Genomic DNA, 16,600 nt, shown 5'->3' with positions numbered 1-16,600 from the left:
GGGGTGCAGGCTGTACCGATACAGAATCTGGCGTTGGGGTCATTACAAACAGTCTAGCGCAAGGGGCAGACAGACTTGTCTGTCTGAGATAGGATTCTTACATTCCGGTCGGTCGAATTCCCAGGCCTTGAGCCAGAGCGCTTGTGCCACAGGAGGGTAGGAGATGCCGAAGAAAATGTTGTCAGCCGTTGAGTCCTACGAGGGCGATTCGTGGCAGGCGCGCTCCGGGATCCATGCCGTTGGGGGGCCCGTCAGCGGGCGCGTGAATCTTGAGCCGATTCGTCACCAGTCGTGGGAAATCATCAATGCCATCCTGGCGGACACCGATCCGGAGGGGTCTGAAATCCGCAATCAACTGCGCCGTTGCCTCAGCAAGAACCAAGGCAACCCTGAGAGGGCATTGCTCATGCATCTCATGTCGATGCCGGGCCGCTCCGAGCCCGCGATCCTTGATTAAGTCGGCTAAGTCCTGCCTGCCGCACCACTTCGCCCCAGGACTGCTGTGCCAGGTCAGCAACAGCTGCCAGGATGTCCGACGGCGGCAGGGACAGATCAAGCGGGTACTCCACCACGTCGATGTCGGTGTTGAGGATGCGGCGGAGCTTCATTTCCCCCGCGCCTGCATATACCAGCCAGGCGGTGGGAACCCGTAGGGCCGTGCAGAACGCAAGCATTTGGAAGTGGTCCGCGGACAGTGACGCGCCCTGGTCCGTCGCCGCGCGGTACTTCGTGTCGTAGACAACCACGGGACGGCCGCCCAGGAGGTGCACAGCGTCGGGACTCACCGTGAGCCGGTCCGAGTCGCGCACCGCCTCGTTCAGCAGGGCGTTGTACTGCAGCCGCATTTCGCCGGGGTGGGCAGCCATGGCTTCGCGGAGTGCCGTCCCGACGAAATCCTCGAACACCTGCGCCATATCCACCACAAACGACGCCGTCTGTTGCTTTCCGTCGCCCGCTTCGGCTGAGGCGTTGCGAAGGATCACCTCGGACAGGCGGAGTACCGCGTGGTACCGGGTATTCTTCCGGTTTGCCTGCCACGACGGCAGCGGCGCTCCGGACTGAAGGCGCGTGACGGCGTCGAGCTTTCCCTTCAGCTGCCGCAGGCGGCTCTGGACATCGGGCCGCACGCGGGGAACCCTGGCCATGCGCTCGAGGGCGGCCCGGAGGATGCGGTTCTCGGCAATGTCCTCGGTGAACTCGTCGTACGAGACCTCCAGCGGGACGAGCATTCCCGGCCGGCGGGAAATCTGGTCCGAGATCCGGATCCTGCCCTTGACCGTCCGCAACGATTCGTCAACGGTGAGGTAGCCCTGCAGGACCCCCCGGCTCAGGGCACGGTCCGCCAGCTGTGCGAGCGATTCCGCCAGGGCGCTCCACAGGTCCGAGTCCTCGACGGCGGCCACCGCGTCATCGCGGAAGCCCTGGTTCCCCGCGTAGCTGAGCAGGAACAGCAGCCGGCTGAGGCCCAGGCGGTCCTTCGGCCGGACCTCCAGCTGCACCGTGGACGTGCGCACGGACCCTACCTTGCCCACCGGTTCGATCCTGAACAGGCCCATCCCCATGGGGGACGCCTTGGCAAGGCCGCTGGCGTTCAGGAATGCGGCACTGGCAGCGTCAAGCTTGTCCACCACGCCGCCGGAAAGCTCGTCCAGGACGATGTGGCGGACAGCCTTTACCGGGGTGGCGGGCTGCCGCGCCGGCAGCGGCGGAACAGCGACCTGCAATGTGTTAGCGGGACGCAAGACGGCCCAGCAGTTGCTCAAGCCCGAAGCGCTCTTGCAGCTGGGCCCGGTTCAGCTGCCCGTGGTAGTGCTCCTCCAGCAGGGGCATCAGCTCGTATTTCCAGATCCGGCGCAGGCCGGAGGGGGTCTGGGCCGCCTTCTTCATGAAGTAGGACGGCCCGATCATGAGGTCGCGGTCCCATTCGTCGATCGCGTCATTGAGGGCATCGAGCAGGAGCGCCGGGGTGGTGTCCAGGTCGCGGGCCTGCAGGAAACGCAGCAGCGAACCCTTCACCGGTTCGGTTTTGGGGTGCAGCTCGATGAAGGAGAAGCGCCGGCGGATGGCGGCGTCCATCATGGCGATCGAGCGGTCCGCGGTGTTCATGGTGCCGATGATGTACAGGTTGTCCGGCAGCGTGAAGGGCTCGTTGGGGCTGTACTGGAGGTAAATGCGGTCATCGCGGTATTCCAGCAGGAAGTACAGCTCGCCAAAGACCTTGGCCAGGTTGGCGCGGTTCATCTCATCGATGATCAGGAAGTACGGCTTCTTTTCGTTGCCGGGCTTCGCAGCTTCCTCCGCGAGCCGCCGCAGCGGGCCGGCCACAAGCTTGAAGGACACCTGCCCCTCGTCGGTCTTGTCCGGGCGGAAGCCTTCGAAGAAGTCCTCGTAGGCGTACGACGGGTGGAACTGGACGAGTTTGACGCGTTCGTCCGTGCTGTCAGCGGCGAGCTCGGCCGCCAGGTGCTTGGCGAGGTACGTCTTGCCCGTTCCGGGCGGGCCGTACAGCACGAGCTGCCGGTTCTCCTCCAGGAGCTCCGCGATTTCCTGCAGCGGTTCCAGGTCCATGTGCAGGGACGCCGCGAACTCCTCCGTCAGCGGACGGAACCCTTCCGGGACAGGTTCGACGACGGCGGCCGGTGCGGCGGCGTCGTCGGCCTCCGCTTCCGCTTCGGCGGGCAACAGCGCCTGCAGCGCCTGCACCACCCGGGTGACGTCCACGATGATCCCCGGCGTGGCCAGCTGGCGCTGGACGTGGCGGGGAAGGTCCGTCATGGTGTGCGCTTCGTCGAACCAGCGGACCTTGCGCCGCATCCTGCGGTTGTCCTCGTTGTGCTCCGGCTCGCCCAGGACCACGCCGAGGCGGACAGTGCCGGCGTGCTGGTACAGGACGAGGTCGCCTGGTTTCATGACCGTGAGGAAAGCGAAGACGGCGGTCTTGTTGTCCTCGCGCTCCACGTAGCCAAGGTGCTTGTAGTCCTCGTCCACGGCGTGCTGGACCAGTCCCGCAGTGACGCCGGGGCCCAGGAGGCGCAGGTGCTCGACGTCGAGGGTCACCTTCTCTTCCCCGTGCCACGCCGCCAGCAGGTCCTTGACGTCATGGTGGGTGCGCAGCAGCCATGCACGGCGGCCCGGGTCCCCCACCTTGCGCCACTGGCTCACCAACTGGCGGGCATACCAGTCGATGCGCTGGCCCGCCTGCTTGTCGAGGTAAAGGCGGATGCGGTGGATGTCAGCTGTGATTTCTTCGTCGCTGTCCCCCTTGGCACCGCCCACCAGGGAAGCAAAGGCATCCCGGATTTCCTGCCGCTCAACGTCAGCCACCACCGGCTCGAAATAACTGGGCCAGGCAAGGTATTCGATGCTGCGGCGGATTGCGGGCTGGTCATCCGGTGTCGCGGCCGCGAGCAGATGGAAGGCAAGGGGATCCTTCAGTGCCTTCGCCATGGTGTCCGGGGCCTGCTTGTCCACGTGCTGGACAAAACGGCACAGCCACCTCAGGTGGTCCCAGATGGTCCAGTTGAATTCGGCAGTGCGGTCGCGGATGACTCCGTGGTCCGTCATGCCCTGGTAGAGCTCGCCGGGCAGTTCAAGCGGCGGCTCGAGCCATGAGGCCGCTTCCGCCACCCGGGCCCGCTTGACCTTGAGCGATTTCACTTCGTGGGCCAGCGGCAGCGACTGCAGGAAGAGCATCTCAACGGCCAGTTGCTTGGCTCCGCGGGAGGCACCCATCAGGTTCTGGCGCAGGTTGGTCATCATGGGCGCCTTGGGGTCCGCGACGCCCCGTTCCAGGCGCTCCAGGAGCTCTGCAGCGGCGCTGGCGGTCCATGTGGCAGTCCGCCCGTCCAGGGCCGACGGCCTGCCCTGCAGGCCGGCTCCCAGAACAAACCACGCCGCGTCCTCGATCTCCTTGGAGATACCGGGGGCGCGGGTCATGGCAGGCTTCGCGGTGGGGGTCATGCCTTCAAATTTACAGGCTAAACCTGAACGCCAACACCAAGGACCGCTGCCCGCTACTGTTCGGTAGATGGTGGGCCATTATGTATGTTGACTTGGCCGTTGGCCAGGGTTTCCGGTAATTTTTGGGCTCCTGGCCCCGCACCGGTCGGGGTTGAGCGGCTATTTGGGGGCAGCGGGCAGGTTCTTGCGCCCAAACGCAAAATAGCTTCCCGGACCCACGAAGTTGATCAGCGTGACCATCCGCCAGACCGCCTTACTGCCGCGGATCTGCTCCGCGGGCCGGCGGGAAATGTCCCGCTGGGCTGCGACCAGGAGCGAGAGCTGCACTGCAGCTGCCACCAAGGTCCCGAAGCGCGCCAACGGGGGCATTTCCTTCCAGGACTTCTTCTTTTTCTTCGTGGCCATGGCCAATGCTCCTTGGTTCCGATAATGGTGCCGGGTGGTTCATCGTAATGACGATTTTAGGGATTCGGACCCGCCCGTAGGTAGGGGCTTTAGGCTCAGGCCACGAACGGCGCGAGCCGCTCCTTCTGCTCCGGAGTCAAGCGAAGGACCCTGCCGGTACCCTCATCCACGAAGGCCAGGTGGGTGGTGGCCTTGACGCACTCCTCCCGGGTGACCGGGTCCTGCACCAGGTAGTGGATGTCGAAGCTGGCGCCTTTGACGGCGCCGATCCACAGCTGGACCACGGCCGGCACGTTCCGGTATTCCAGCGTCCTGACGTAGCGGATCCGGTGTTCCACCACCAGGGCCATGGTGCCCTCCTCAACATCGTTGAAGAGGGACACCTTCGGCTCGATACCGGGCAGTCCGGCCCCGCGGGGCGGTCCGAAGGCCGCGATGCGGGCCTCTTCCAGCATCCGCACGATCTGCACATTGTTGATGTGGCCGTAGGCATCCATGTCGCCCCACCGCATGGGGATGAGGACCTCGATGCGCCGGCCGGCGGCGCTCAGCTGTGCACCGCCGTCGCGTCATCTTCCAGCGACTGCTCTGCGTCCTCGCCCGCGAACTGGGACATGTAAAGACGGTAGTAGGCGCCCTTGAGTTCCAGCAGGTCGTGGTGGTTCCCCTGCTCCACGATCCGCCCGGCTTCCATCACCAGGATGGTGTCGGCGTCGCGGATGGTGGACAGCCGGTGCGCGATCACAAAGCTCGTGCGGTCCGTCCGCAGGGCCGCCATTGCCTTCTGGACCAGGACTTCGGTGCGTGTGTCCACCGAGCTGGTTGCCTCGTCCAGGATGAGCAGGGACGGGTTGGCCACAAAGGCACGGGCGATGGTGATGAGCTGCTTCTCACCGGCGCTGACATTGTTGCCTTCTTCATCGATGACGGTGTTGTAGCCTTCCGGGAGTGCCCGGACGAACCTGTCCACAAACGTTGCCCGCGCCGCCTCCATGACCTGGTCCTCGGTGGCGTTGAGGTTTCCGTATTTGATGTTGTCGTAGATGCTGCCGCCGAACAGCCAGGCATCCTGCAGCACCATGCCCACCTTGGCCCGCAGTTCGGAGCGGCTCAGGTGAGTGATGTCCACACCGTCCAGCGTGATGCTTCCCGAGTTGAGCTCGTAGAAGCGCATCACCAGGTTGACCAGGGTGGTCTTGCCCGCACCGGTGGGGCCGACGATGGCCACGGTGTGTCCCGGTTCTGCGTTGAAGGATAGGTCCTCGATCAGGGGCTTGTCCTCCGAGTAGCTGAAGGTCACCTGCTTGAACTCGACGTGGCCGTCGGTCTTGGCAGGAAGGTGCTCTGTGGCAGTCTCTGCATCCTGTTCCTCGGCATCCAGGAATTCGAAGACCCGCTCAGCCGAGGCAACGCCGGACTGCAGCATGTTGGCCATGCCGGCCATCTGTCCGAGCGGCTGCGTGAACTCTCGCGAGTACTGGATGAAAGCGGTGGCGTCGCCCAGGCTCATACCGCCGGAGGCCACCCTCAGCCCGCCGACCACAGCGATGCCCACATAGCTGAGGTAGGAGACGAACTGCATGACCGGCATGATCATGCCGGAGACGAACTGGGCTCCGAAGCTGGCCTTGTACAGGGCTTCGTTCCGCTCGTCGAAGCGTTCCAGGATGTCGGCGTCACGGCCGAAGACACGCACGAGGTCGTGTCCGGAGAACGATTCCTCGATCTGGCCGTTGAGCTGGCCGGTGTTCTTCCATTGCGCCGCGAACAGCTTCTGACTTCGTGAGCCGATGATGCCGGCGGCCACTCCGGACAGCGGGAGGGCCACGAGGGCGATGAGGGCCAGCTGCCACGACACGATGAACATCATGATGACGATGCCGAGCACTGTGAGCGCAGAACTGATCAGTTGCGCGAAGGCCTGCTGCAGCGCCTGCTGGATGTTGTCGACGTCGTTGGTGACCCGGGACAGGGTGTCGCCACGCTGACGGGTGTCGAAGTAGTTCAGCGGCAGCCGGTTGAGCTTCTTCTCCGTGTCGTCTCGCAGTTTGCGGACCACGCGCATGACCAGAACATTCAGGACATAGCCCTGCAGCCAGGTGAAGATGTTCGCCACGAAGTACATCACCAGCACAATGCTGATCAGGAACGACAGTTTCTGGAAGTCGATCCCCACGCCCGGAATGAGTTCCATCTTGGCGATCATGTCCGCGAAGTTGTTTTCGCCCTGGGCGCGCAGCCCGTCCACGAACTGGTCTTTGCTGACTCCGGCGGGCAGCTGCTTTCCGACCACTCCCCCGAAGATGACGTCCATTGCCTGACCCAGGATCCTGGGGGCGATGACGTTGAGGACCACCGCGACCGTCACCATGGCGAGCACCAGGGCGATGCCGGCGGACTCGGGTTTCAGCAGGCCCATCAGGCGCTTGGCGGACGGCCAGAAATGCTCGGCCTTCTTCGCCGGCGTGCCGCCGAACATGTCGCCGTCGGCCTCGGTGGGCTTGTATTCCTCTTCGTAGAAGTCGTCGTCCTCCACGGGAAGTGTGTCCTGGCCTGCGGGGAGTTTCTCGTTGGTGCTCATGCCACTTCCTCCGCGGTCAGCTGGGACTCGACGATTTCCTGATAGGTGGTGGAACTAAGCAGCAGCTCATCGTGCGTGCCCCGGTCCACGATCCGGCCGTTGTCCAGGACCAGGATCTGGTCGGCATCGGCGATGGTGGACACTCGCTGACCCACGATGATCACCGTGGCATCGGCCGTTTTCGCCCTGAGTGCACGGCGAAGCCGGGCGTCCGTGGCGACGTCGAGGGCCGAAAAGGAGTCATCGAACAGGTACACCTTGGGCTGGGTTACCAAAGCCCTGGCAATGCACAGACGCTGGCGCTGGCCGCCCGAGACGTTGGTGCCGCCCTGGGCGATCCTGGAACCGAGACCGTTCTTCTTGTCCCGAACGAAGTCCGCCGCCTGGGCCACCGTGAGCGCGTCCCACAGTTCCTCGTCCGTGGCCTCTGTCTTCCCGAAGCGCAGGTTGTGCTCGATGGTTCCGGAGAAGAGGTACGGTCGCTGCGGCACCATGGCCACCCGGCCGGTGATTTCGGAACGCTCAAGGTTGGTGATGGGGACGCCGTCGAGCAGCACCTCGCCGGACGCGACATCGTAAAGCCGCGGCAGCAGGGACAGCAGGCTGGTCTTGCCGGCGCCGGTTGAACCGACAATGGCCACGGTCTGGCCGGGCTCGGCGATGAAGCTGATGTTGCTCAGGACGGGTTCTTCGGCCCCGGGGTACGCGAACGAGACATTGCGGTACTCCACGCGACCGGTCCTGTGGGTGGGCGCCACCGGTGCCTCCGGTTCATGGATGGAGGGTTCGACGTCGAGCACCTCGCCGATGCGGTCCGCACAGACCGAGGCCCGCGGAATCATCATGGCCATGAACGTGCCCATCATGACCGCCATCAGAATCTGCAGGAGGTACTGCAGGAAGGCCGTCAGGGAACCGATCTGCATCTCCCCGGCATCCACCCGTTGGCCGCCGAACCACAGCACGGCTGCGGTGGAGACATGGAGGATCATCCCGATGGCCGGGAACATCAGGACGAACAAGGCGCCGATTTTCAGCGATACATCGGTGAGTTCGCGGTTGGCCCCGCCGAAACGCTCGGTCTCGTGCGGTTCCCGGACGAAGGCGCGGACCACGCGGATGCCAATGATCTGCTCGCGGAGGATGCCGTTGATGCGGTCGATTTTCGTCTGCATGGAACGGAAGAGCGGCATGAGGCGGACCACGAGGTACCCCACCACGGCAATCAGCACCGGAACGGAGACCCAAACCAGCCAGGACAGGCTCAGGTCCTCGCGCAACGCCATGATGATGCCGCCGATGCACATGATGGGCGTGGCCACCATGAAGTTCAGCCCCATGAGAACCAGCATCTGGACCTGCTGGACGTCGTTGGTGCCGCGGGTAATCAGGGTTGGTGCCCCAAAAACGTTGACGTCCTTGGCCGAAAAGCTCGTCACCTTCCGGAAGACACCACGGCGCAGGTCCCGGCCGAAGGCCATCGCCGCCTTGGACCCGAAGTAGACACCGGCGATGGCGGTGGCAACCTGGATCAGTGCCACGCCGAGCATGACCCCGCCCGTCCGCCAGATGTAGTCGGTGTCTCCTCGGGAGACGCCCTCATCGATGATCTGGGCGTTCAGGCTGGGAAGGTAGAGGGCCGCAATGGTGGATGCCAACTGGAAGACAATGACTGCCGCGATATACGGCAAATACGGCTTGGAATAGCGCCGTATGAGGGTGACAAGCATGCCCGGTAATCCTTTGGAAGAGCGCGAAGTGAATTGGAAGAAGTAATACCAGCGGGGGCTGACACTCTTAGCCTTCCCACTCTACGAAATCCGTTGCCTATGCGAAACAACAGTAGGCAAATATCATCCGAAGGGCGTATCCGCGCCAGGGTGGCGGCAGAGCCCCACGTGCGTCCTGTTACGGGTGAAACGGGTGTTATCGCCCGGTCCCGAGGGAAGGGAATGTGAAAAACGGGTACCCAGTCAAGTATCGGCTACTCGCGACCACGCCAGTGCCTGAGCCTTAGCGTGAAGTGGTCAGTTAATTGACAACTCTGCAGGAGAGTCGCAGGCGATCTGGGCACCTACGGCCAACGGCCGGCTCCGCCATGGGGCCTCCCGCTCCCGCAGTCTGGTCAGTCCAAAATGATCCAGATGGAGAATCCCATGAAGAGAATCCTCGCAACGGCCGGTATTGCGGGCATTGCGTTAATTGGCGTTACAGCCCCGGCAAATGCCGGCGACGACAAAGTCAGCATTTGCCACGCAACGGGCTCGGAATCGAACCCCTTCGTGAGCATCACGGTCAGCAAGAATGCGCTCAATGGAAATGGCCATGCCTCGCACAGTGGCGACCTGATTCCCGCGCCTGCGGGCGGCTGCCCTGGCGGGTCAAAGGGTGACCACGGCCCCAAGGACGACGACGAGGGCCACGACTCCAAGAAGGTCACCATTTGCCACGCGACGGGATCCGAGAAGAACCCGTACGTCGTCATCACCATTCCCGAAAAGGCGTGGTGGAACGGCCACAAGGACGGACATAACGGCAGGGCCGACATCTATCCGGTCCCGGCGGGCGGTTGCGACGTGAAGGGTGAAGAAGAAGAGGAACAGGAAGAGACGAAGCCGCCCGTTGTGGTTCCGCCGGTTGTGACTCCGCCTGTTGTTGTTCCGCCGGTCGTGACGCCGCCTGTTGTTGTCCCGCCGGCCGTGACTCCGCCGGCTGTTGTCGCAGTGCCCGCTGGAGCCGCAGCAGGAGCAGCAGCGGCCCCGGCTGCCGCTCCGGTGGTCAACCGCGGGTTCAATGCCCAGACTGCGGCCGGAACCCAGACAGATGCCGGCATGCCCGCTTGGTTCGGGGGCTTGGCTGCACTGCTTGGCGCCACGGGACTGGTCGCCCTGCGGCACAGGGGACGCCTGCAGAACTTCGGGTCGTCGAAGTAAGGCAGTTCCTGTGGTCAGGACGGGCATCCACCGTTACGGTGCGATGCCCGTCCACACCTATATCTACGGAGGAGTTCCGATGTCCTTCCCCTACCGCCATGACGTGGACAGCCCGCCCCTGGACCGCGATATCGCCGCGCCTGGTGCGGGCGGGCGGGGCGGAGCCCCGGACGACGGACCCGAGGACTGGGTTCCCGAGGGCAGGACTCCGGAGAAGGAGGCGGCCGGAAACGGGGCCCACCACCAACGGCTGTTGGAGCGGTGGCGCAGTGACCTTTTACGCCTGAACCGTTTTCTGCTGGCGAGCCTGCCACTGAACCGCCTGTCACTGAACCGCGGCGATCTGCTGCTGCTCCTCGCCGGGGTCGTGGCCTTCTTGGTGTTGACGTTCCTCCCCGGCATCGTCGCTCCCGGGAACACGTCCGGCAGGGCCGGGTCCCACCCGGCGCCTGCCCCGTATACGCGGTCGGCCGAGCTGGCTCTGCCTGGCTATGCTGTGCCGCCGGACACTTTCCCTTGGAGCGGCAAGGAGACCCCGACAACTGCACCCGCGGCGAAGGAACCGCCGCCGAGCCTGCCCAGCTATCCGCCGGCCGCAGCCCCCACCAGGATCGTCTATCCGGCGGCCGGGCTGGACGTCGCGATTCATCCGCTGACCCCGTCGCGCGAGGAGCTGGAGTCCCAGGCGATCGTGCCGCCGATCACCGTGGACGGCTATTGGGTGTCAGACTTCGGCATGCCCGGCGCCGGGTCCACCAACACGACGTACATCCTGGGCCACAGTTGGGAAGGCCGGGACGCTCCCTTCAACCGGCTCAGCGCCGCGAGTGTTCCCGGTGACATCTTCGAAGCCACAACCGCATCGGGAACCATGCGCTACAGGGTGGATTCGGTGGACACCTACGTGAAGGCAAGCCTGAAGGACAGCCCGATCTGGACCGCAGTTCCCAACCGCCTTGTGCTGATCAGCTGCTATACGGAAGATCCCTGGGGGAAGAACGTGGTGGTCGTTGCGTCTCCGGTCCCCTCGCCCTGACAACGGCGACGGCGGCGCTGTGCCGCCGTCGCCGTCGTACGGTGTTGCGGGCGACTATTCGCCCCGGTGCCGCCCGTGCGTGGCGATGTAGTCCGCCGCGGCACGCTGCAGCTTCCGCTCCTTGGCGAGCTGCCGCCGGATGGTGGTGAGCTCCCCGCTGATGCGCGCCTGTTCGGCAGCGATCTCCCGCTGCTCCGCGGTCTGTTCGTGGACGGCACGCAGCGCTTCGGCCAAGTGGAGCTGCTGTTCGGCCAGCAGCTGCTGCGTCTGCAGCAGGAGGGGCACGACGTCGGCGGCTTCTTGCTGCGGGTCGGCCACCATGGTCCGGGAACGCACCCGGGAACCTTCCCGTTCGGCGGACGGGGCGTCGCCGTCGAGGTGTCCGCGCCCTTCGCGGGTGGTGCTCCGATCTTGGCGTGCGGCGTCGGGAAAGCGGGACTCTTGGGCGCGCTGCCTGCTGAGGACCTCGATGAACTCCCGGTCGAGGTCCACGATGCCGGCGTCGGCCGCGGCGGCCGGCGCCGAGGCCGGAGCGGCGTTGCCGTTGTCTGAAACTGCAGTGCTTCCGGAAGCGGCAGGTGCCGGGACGATGTCAACGGTGGGGCGCAGCGGCTGTTCCTTGATGCACAGGACCGCTACAAGGGCGATGATGCCGATCACCGCGGAGATCAGGAAGATTTCGGCTGTCGCGTCACCGTAGGCCGCCCTCATGATGTCCCGGACCGGGGCCGGCATGTCCTGGAGGTCCATGCTGGCTCCGGCGGAGCCGCCTGCGGCCGGGATCCCGGCTGCGGCCAGGCCCTCGGTAGCCAGTTCCTTGACGCGGTTGGCCAGGACGGCGCCCAGCACGGACACTCCGATCGCGCCGCCCACGGAGCGGAAGAATGCCACGGAGGCGCTCGCGGTACCGATGTCAGTGGCCCGGACAGTGTTCTGGACTGCCAGCACGAGGTTCTGCATCAGCAGGCCGAGCCCCAGTCCGAGGACCGCGGTGTAGAGGCCGGTCAGCCAGAGTTCGGTGGTGTGGTCGATGGTTCCGGCCAATCCCAGTCCGCCGATCAGGAAGATGGAGCCGGCTACGAGGTAGCGCTTCCACTTGCCGGTGCGGCTGATCAGCTGGCCCGACAGCACCGACCCGATGAGGTTACCGGCGATCATGGGCAGCGTCAGCAGCCCTGCTTCGGTGGGACTGGCACCGCGGGCCACCTGGAAGTACTGGCCCAGGAAGGCGGAGGACCCGAACATGCCGACGCCTACTGCGACGGAAGCGAGGATGGCCAGGGCGGTGGTGCGTTCGCTGATGATCTTGAGCGGGATGATGGGCTGCTCCACCCTGGATTCCACGACGACGAGGAGGGCCAGGAGCAGCACGCCGCCGCCCACCATTGCGGCCGTCTGCCAGGACCACCAGTCGTAGTATTCCGGGTTGCCGGCGAAAGACACCCAGATCAGCAGCAGGCTGACGCCGGAGGTGAGCAGGATGGACCCGAGCCAGTCGATCTTGGCGTGGCGCTTGACGTGGGGAAGCTTCAGCGTGATCTGCAGCAGGATGAGGGCGATGACGGCCAGCGGGACACAGACGAAGAAGGTCCAGCGCCAGCCCAGCGGGCTGTCCACAATAAATCCGCCGAGCAGCGGGCCGCCGGCGGTGCCCACAGCCATGACGCCGCCCATGTAGCCGGAGTACTTGCCGCGGTCCCGGGGCGGGATGATGGAGCCGATGATGGCCTGCGCCAACGCGGTCAGGCCGCCCATGGCGACGCCCTGGATAACGCGGGCGGTCAGCAGCAGCGGGATCGTCTCGGACAGGCCCGCCATCACGGAACCGGCCACGAAGATCACAATGCTCAGCTGGACGAGCACCTTCTTGTCGAAGAGATCGGCGAGCTTGCCCCAGATCGGGGTGGTGGCGGCGTTGGCCAGCAGGGCAGCCGTGATGACCCAGGCGAAGTCCGTCTGGGTGCCCTTGAGCTCGGACATGATGGTGGGCAGCGCGTTGGCCACGATGGTACTGCTGATGATCGCCGTGAAGAACGCGGCCAGCAGCCCGGTGAGGGCCTCCATGATCTGGCGGTGGCTCATCGCAGGCTGCGGCGCCGGTGCGGATGGTTGCGGTGATGTATTTGACAGGGCCCGGGACGGACCGGTGGCTGAAGCGTGGCTCGCCATGTGCAGCTCCTAAGCGGTTGGAATGTTTTCGATGGATCCGGCCGTCTTTGCCCGGGCAGAATCCCTGAGGGATTCGGCAAGTTTCTTCAGGACTTTCGCGGTCTCTTCGGCGTCGTCCTCGCTCCAGTCCTGCAGGTAACCCTGGAGCGTCGCAGTGCGCTGCTGCTCTATCTCGCGCAGCTTCCCCGCGCCGGCCTCGGACAGCGCCACAAGCTGGGCCCGTCCGTCTTCCGGATCAGGCCTGCGGACCACCAGCCCGTGTTCTTCCAGGTCGGCAATATGCCGGCTCAGGACGGGAGCGCTGACCCCCAGACGCGCGGCGAGATGCGTGGCCCGGGACTCCCCCTCCCCCACGAACCGCAGGACGCCCTGGAGCGCCACCCCGGTTTCCTGGCCGCGCAGGCTTGAGACCGCGACGCAGCGGACCGCCCGCTGCAGGTCGAAGATCTGGTAAACGAGATCGGCCGCGGTTTCCGGTGCAACTGCCATGCTGAATAACCCCTTTGCTTGCCTAAAGCAACTATACGGGAGAATGGTTGCTTTGGGAAACTAACAGCTCGGCGTTGGTGTCGGACGGGCTCGTGGCACGCAAACGTCAAGCGCGAACGGACAGTTGAGGCCCCCGCTTTTGGGGCCTCAACTGTCCGTTCGCGCTATGTGGTGGCGGTTGGGTTGGTGGGAGTTTCAGACGCCCAGGTGGGTGGGTCCGAACATCTTGAGCAGGGTTTCGACGACGACGACGTTCGGCCCGTCGGCGGCGAAGCCCGCCTTGAGCGCGTCCCCGACGTTCTCCGGGGTCACCCGGACGGCCGGGACGCCGAAGGCTTCGGCGAGTTTGACGAAGTCGGGGCGGGCTAGTTCGGTGGCCGTGGCCTGGCCGAAGGCGCCCACCATGTACTCGCGCAGGATGCCGTAGCCGCCATCGTCCACGATCAGCCAGGTGACCGGGACGTTGTGCTGCTTGGCCGTGGCCAGTTCGGAGATGGAATACATGGCCGAACCGTCGCCGGAGACCGCGAGGACCCGCCCGGGCTTGCCGATGGTTTCCAGCCCCACTGCCCCGCCAATGGCGGCGGGGAAGCCGAAGCCCAGCCCGCCGGCGCCCTGGGCGGAGTGGAACTGACCCTCGCGGGCGTCCCAGCAGCTCCAGCCCCAGTACGCGGAGATGGTCATGTCCCAGAAGGTCTGCATGTCAGCAGGTACGGCTTCGCGGATGTCGGCCATGAACTTCAGTTCCTTGCCGAGGTCCTGGGACTCCAGCCGGGCCTTGACCTTGGCCAGGGATTCCTTGACCAGCGCCTCCGGTGAGGTGCCGTGCCAGTCGGCCCGTTCCCCGTGCGGTTCGGTCAGGGCAGCATCCAGAGCCGCGAGGGCCTGGCCGGCGTCGGCACGGATGCCCAGGCCGGGCCGGTTGGACTCCAGGACCCGGGGTTCGGCGTCGATCTGGATGATCCGGCCGCGCGGCTCGAACGTGAAGTAGTTGGAGGTGACTTCGCCGAGGGAGGAGCCGATGACGATCAGCACGTCCGCGTCCTCGAGCAGGTCCGTCATGTACCGGTCCTCGATCCAGGACTGCAGCGAGAGCTCGTGGTTCCACGGGAACGCGCCGTTGCCGCCGGGGGTGCAGATCACCGGTGCCCGCAGCTTCTCCGCGATGGACAGCAGGGACTTCTCGGCCCGGCCGCGGCGCGTGCCGCCGCCGGCGATGATCGCCGGACGTTCCGCCGTCGACAGCCACTTCACTGCTTCGCGGACCAGCTCCACCCGGGGCGGGTTGTCCGCCGCTTCGGCGAGGGCGTCCTCCACCGGCGGGACCATGATGGGGTCCAGCAGGACGTTCTGCGGGATCTCCAGCCAGACGGGGCCCTGCGGGGAGGAAATCGCCTCGGTCCAGGCGTCCTGGATGGCGGAGGGGATCCCGGAGGCGTGCTGGATCAGGCGCTGGCTCTTGGTGACGTTCGCGGCCGAGGCCTTCTGGTCATCGAGCTGGTGGAGCATGCCTTTGCGCCGGGCGCCGAGCCCGTCCAGCGGAATCTGGCTGGCCACCACCACCATGGGCACACCCGTGGCGTAGGCTTCCTGCAGCCCGGCCAGGGACGTCAGCGCACCCGGGCCGGTGGACAGGAACAGCACCCCCACCTCGCCCGTGGCCCGTGAATACCCGTCGGCCGCGAACGCTGAATTATTCTCCACCCGCGAGGACACGAAGTGCAGGTTTCCCCGGCCCATCGCATCGAACAGGCCCAGTGCGTGCTGGCCCGGGATGCCAAAAACCGTCTTCGCGCCGAGCGCTTCAAGGGTCTCGACGACGAGGTCCCCGCCGTTGCGGACGCTGGTACCTTTTGTTGGAGCAGCCGCGCCCGGATCGAAATCGATCACTTCGAGAACTCCTCGACGGTCGGACTGATGATTTTTCCGGGCTGGAAAGCGGCGGCGGCAAAACCTGCCTGGTGCCTCTTTTCCTGCCCGAGCGCCTGCGCGGCGTAGCCGTTGGCGGCGCCGAACCTGTTGCCTTCAACGGCGGAGTCCGCCATGAGCGTGACGAGTTCGTAGGCAACGTGACTGGCCGCGACGCCGGTGATTTCAGCGTGGTCGTAGGCCGGAGCCACCTCAACGATGTCCGCACCGACCAGGTTCATGCCCCGGAAGCCGCGGATGATCTCCAGCAGTTCCCGACTGGTGATGCCGCCGGCCTCCGGGGTTCCGGTGCCCGGCGCGTGCGCGGGGTCCAGGACGTCGATGTCAACGGAGATGTACAGCGGGCGGTTGCCGATCCGGTCCCGGACCTTGGCCACCGTCTCCAGGACGCCCTGGTAGTAGACGTCGGCCGAGGTGACGATGCCGAAGCCGAAGCGGTGGTCGTCGTCGAGGTCCTTCTTGCCGTACAGCGGACCGCGGGTTCCAATGTGGCTGATGGCCTCGGTGTCCAGGATGCCCTCCTCGACAGCGCGGCGGAACGGCGTGCCGTGGGTGTATTCGGCCCCGAAGTACGTGTCCCAGGTGTCCAGGTGCGCATCGAAGTGCAGCATGGCCACGGGCTCCCCGGCGCGCTCGGCAGCGGCACGGAGGAGCGGCAGGGCGATGGTGTGGTCTCCGCCAAGAGTGACCAGCTTGCTGCCACCGGCAGTCAGGTCCAGGGCGTTCTGCTGGATGGTCTCGATGGCTTCGTTGATGTTGAACGGGTTCACGGCCATGTCGCCAGCGTCCGCCACCTGGACGTTTTCGAACGGGCTGACGTCCCACGCCGGGTTGTAGGGGCGCAGCAGCCGGCTGGCCTCGCGAACGTGGTTGGCGCCGAAACGGGCACCCGGGCGGTAGGAGACGCCGGAATCGAAGGGCACCCCCACCACCGTGATGTCGGCCTTGGCCACCTGGTCCAGCCTGGGCAGTCGGGCGTACGTAGCAGCCCCTGCATAGCGGGGAATACGGGATGAATCGATAGGGCCAAGGTTGCCGTTGGCCTCGATGCGCAGCTCTTCCAAAGGAACGCCTCTCCTTCGAGGATGGATCGGTAGT

Annotated in this window: 13 protein-coding genes; 3 read left to right on the top strand and 10 right to left on the bottom strand. The window is 65.4% G+C overall.

Features of this window, described 5'->3' with window-relative positions; translation table 11 throughout:
• Positions 1–163: 163 nt before the first annotated feature.
• Positions 164–457, top strand: coding sequence for a hypothetical protein (locus tag AC1DRE_RS12895; protein WP_476985004.1), 294 nt, complete (start codon positions 164–166; stop codon positions 455–457).
• Here AC1DRE_RS12895 and AC1DRE_RS12890 read toward each other — a convergent pair.
• From AC1DRE_RS12890 to AC1DRE_RS12865, 6 genes are all read right to left on the bottom strand, one after another.
• Entirely contained in the window at positions 414–1,652 is a 1,239-nt protein-coding gene (locus AC1DRE_RS12890; RefSeq protein ID WP_476985066.1) for an McrC family protein, read from the bottom strand. The two genes, AC1DRE_RS12895 and AC1DRE_RS12890, sit on opposite strands and share 44 nt — an antisense overlap.
• 76 nt (positions 1,653–1,728) lie before the next feature.
• Entirely contained in the window at positions 1,729–3,960 is a 2,232-nt protein-coding gene (locus AC1DRE_RS12885) for an McrB family protein (RefSeq protein WP_476985003.1), read from the bottom strand.
• 159 nt (positions 3,961–4,119) lie between these two features.
• Positions 4,120–4,365: a PLDc N-terminal domain-containing protein gene (locus AC1DRE_RS12880; RefSeq protein ID WP_214950532.1), complete on the bottom strand. Its 246-nt coding sequence runs from the start codon at positions 4,363–4,365 to the stop codon at positions 4,120–4,122.
• Positions 4,366–4,460: 95 nt separating this feature from the next.
• Positions 4,461–4,877 carry an acyl-CoA thioesterase gene (locus AC1DRE_RS12875; RefSeq protein ID WP_476985002.1) on the bottom strand — a complete coding sequence of 139 codons (417 nt, stop codon included), beginning with the start codon at positions 4,875–4,877 and terminating at the stop codon, positions 4,461–4,463.
• Between the two features lie 35 nt (positions 4,878–4,912).
• Complete coding sequence (locus AC1DRE_RS12870) at positions 4,913–6,946, bottom strand: ABC transporter ATP-binding protein (protein WP_476985001.1); 2,034 nt, start codon at positions 6,944–6,946, stop codon at positions 4,913–4,915.
• Positions 6,943–8,676, bottom strand: a complete 1,734-nt coding sequence (locus tag AC1DRE_RS12865; protein WP_476985000.1) for an ABC transporter ATP-binding protein — start codon at positions 8,674–8,676, stop codon at positions 6,943–6,945. The genes AC1DRE_RS12870 and AC1DRE_RS12865 overlap by 4 nt, the downstream gene beginning before the upstream one ends.
• A 426-nt stretch (positions 8,677–9,102) precedes the next feature.
• Here AC1DRE_RS12865 and AC1DRE_RS12860 point away from each other — a divergent pair, with 426 nt between their 5' ends.
• Positions 9,103–9,879, top strand: coding sequence for a hypothetical protein (locus AC1DRE_RS12860; RefSeq protein WP_476984999.1), 777 nt, complete (start codon positions 9,103–9,105; stop codon positions 9,877–9,879).
• A gap of 79 nt (positions 9,880–9,958) precedes the next feature.
• Entirely contained in the window at positions 9,959–10,915 is a 957-nt protein-coding gene (locus AC1DRE_RS12855) for a class F sortase (RefSeq protein WP_476984998.1), read from the top strand.
• A gap of 54 nt (positions 10,916–10,969) precedes the next feature.
• On the opposite strand, the gene AC1DRE_RS12850 is transcribed toward AC1DRE_RS12855, so the two are convergent.
• From AC1DRE_RS12850 to speB, 4 genes are all read right to left on the bottom strand, one after another.
• Entirely contained in the window at positions 10,970–12,997 is a 2,028-nt protein-coding gene (locus AC1DRE_RS12850; protein WP_476985065.1) for an MDR family MFS transporter, read from the bottom strand.
• A gap of 96 nt (positions 12,998–13,093) precedes the next feature.
• Complete coding sequence (locus AC1DRE_RS12845; RefSeq protein WP_104173577.1) at positions 13,094–13,573, bottom strand: MarR family winged helix-turn-helix transcriptional regulator; 480 nt, start codon at positions 13,571–13,573, stop codon at positions 13,094–13,096.
• 195 nt (positions 13,574–13,768) lie between these two features.
• On the bottom strand, positions 13,769–15,463 hold the full coding sequence (locus tag AC1DRE_RS12840) for a thiamine pyrophosphate-binding protein (RefSeq protein WP_476984997.1): 1,695 nt from the start codon (positions 15,461–15,463) through the stop codon (positions 13,769–13,771).
• On the bottom strand, positions 15,460–16,566 hold the full coding sequence (speB, locus tag AC1DRE_RS12835) for an agmatinase (protein ID WP_476984996.1): 1,107 nt from the start codon (positions 16,564–16,566) through the stop codon (positions 15,460–15,462). Before speB ends, AC1DRE_RS12840 begins: the two co-directional genes overlap by 4 nt.
• Between the last annotated feature and the right edge of the window lie 34 nt (positions 16,567–16,600).

The organism is Arthrobacter sp. P4_H3 (genome assembly GCF_056400885.1).
This window is presented reverse-complemented; position numbering and strand designations above follow the sequence as displayed.

Excerpts from the sequence above, each read along its gene's own strand:
- AC1DRE_RS12880 (WP_214950532.1), bottom strand. The coding sequence starts at position 4,365 with ATGGCCACGAAGAAAAAGAAGAAGTCCTGGAAGGAAATGCCCCCGTTG.
- AC1DRE_RS12845 (WP_104173577.1), bottom strand. The coding sequence starts at position 13,573 with ATGGCAGTTGCACCGGAAACCGCGGCCGATCTCGTTTACCAGATCTTC.
- AC1DRE_RS12865 (WP_476985000.1), bottom strand. The coding sequence starts at position 8,676 with ATGCTTGTCACCCTCATACGGCGCTATTCCAAGCCGTATTTGCCGTAT.
- AC1DRE_RS12885 (WP_476985003.1), bottom strand. The coding sequence starts at position 3,960 with ATGACCCCCACCGCGAAGCCTGCCATGACCCGCGCCCCCGGTATCTCC.
- AC1DRE_RS12850 (WP_476985065.1), bottom strand. The coding sequence starts at position 12,997 with ATGAGCCACCGCCAGATCATGGAGGCCCTCACCGGGCTGCTGGCCGCG.
- AC1DRE_RS12875 (WP_476985002.1), bottom strand. The coding sequence starts at position 4,877 with ATGCGGTGGGGCGACATGGATGCCTACGGCCACATCAACAATGTGCAG.
- AC1DRE_RS12860 (WP_476984999.1), top strand. The coding sequence starts at position 9,103 with ATGAAGAGAATCCTCGCAACGGCCGGTATTGCGGGCATTGCGTTAATT.
- AC1DRE_RS12870 (WP_476985001.1), bottom strand. The coding sequence starts at position 6,946 with ATGAGCACCAACGAGAAACTCCCCGCAGGCCAGGACACACTTCCCGTG.
- AC1DRE_RS12855 (WP_476984998.1), top strand. The coding sequence starts at position 9,959 with ATGTCCTTCCCCTACCGCCATGACGTGGACAGCCCGCCCCTGGACCGC.
- AC1DRE_RS12895 (WP_476985004.1), top strand. The coding sequence starts at position 164 with ATGCCGAAGAAAATGTTGTCAGCCGTTGAGTCCTACGAGGGCGATTCG.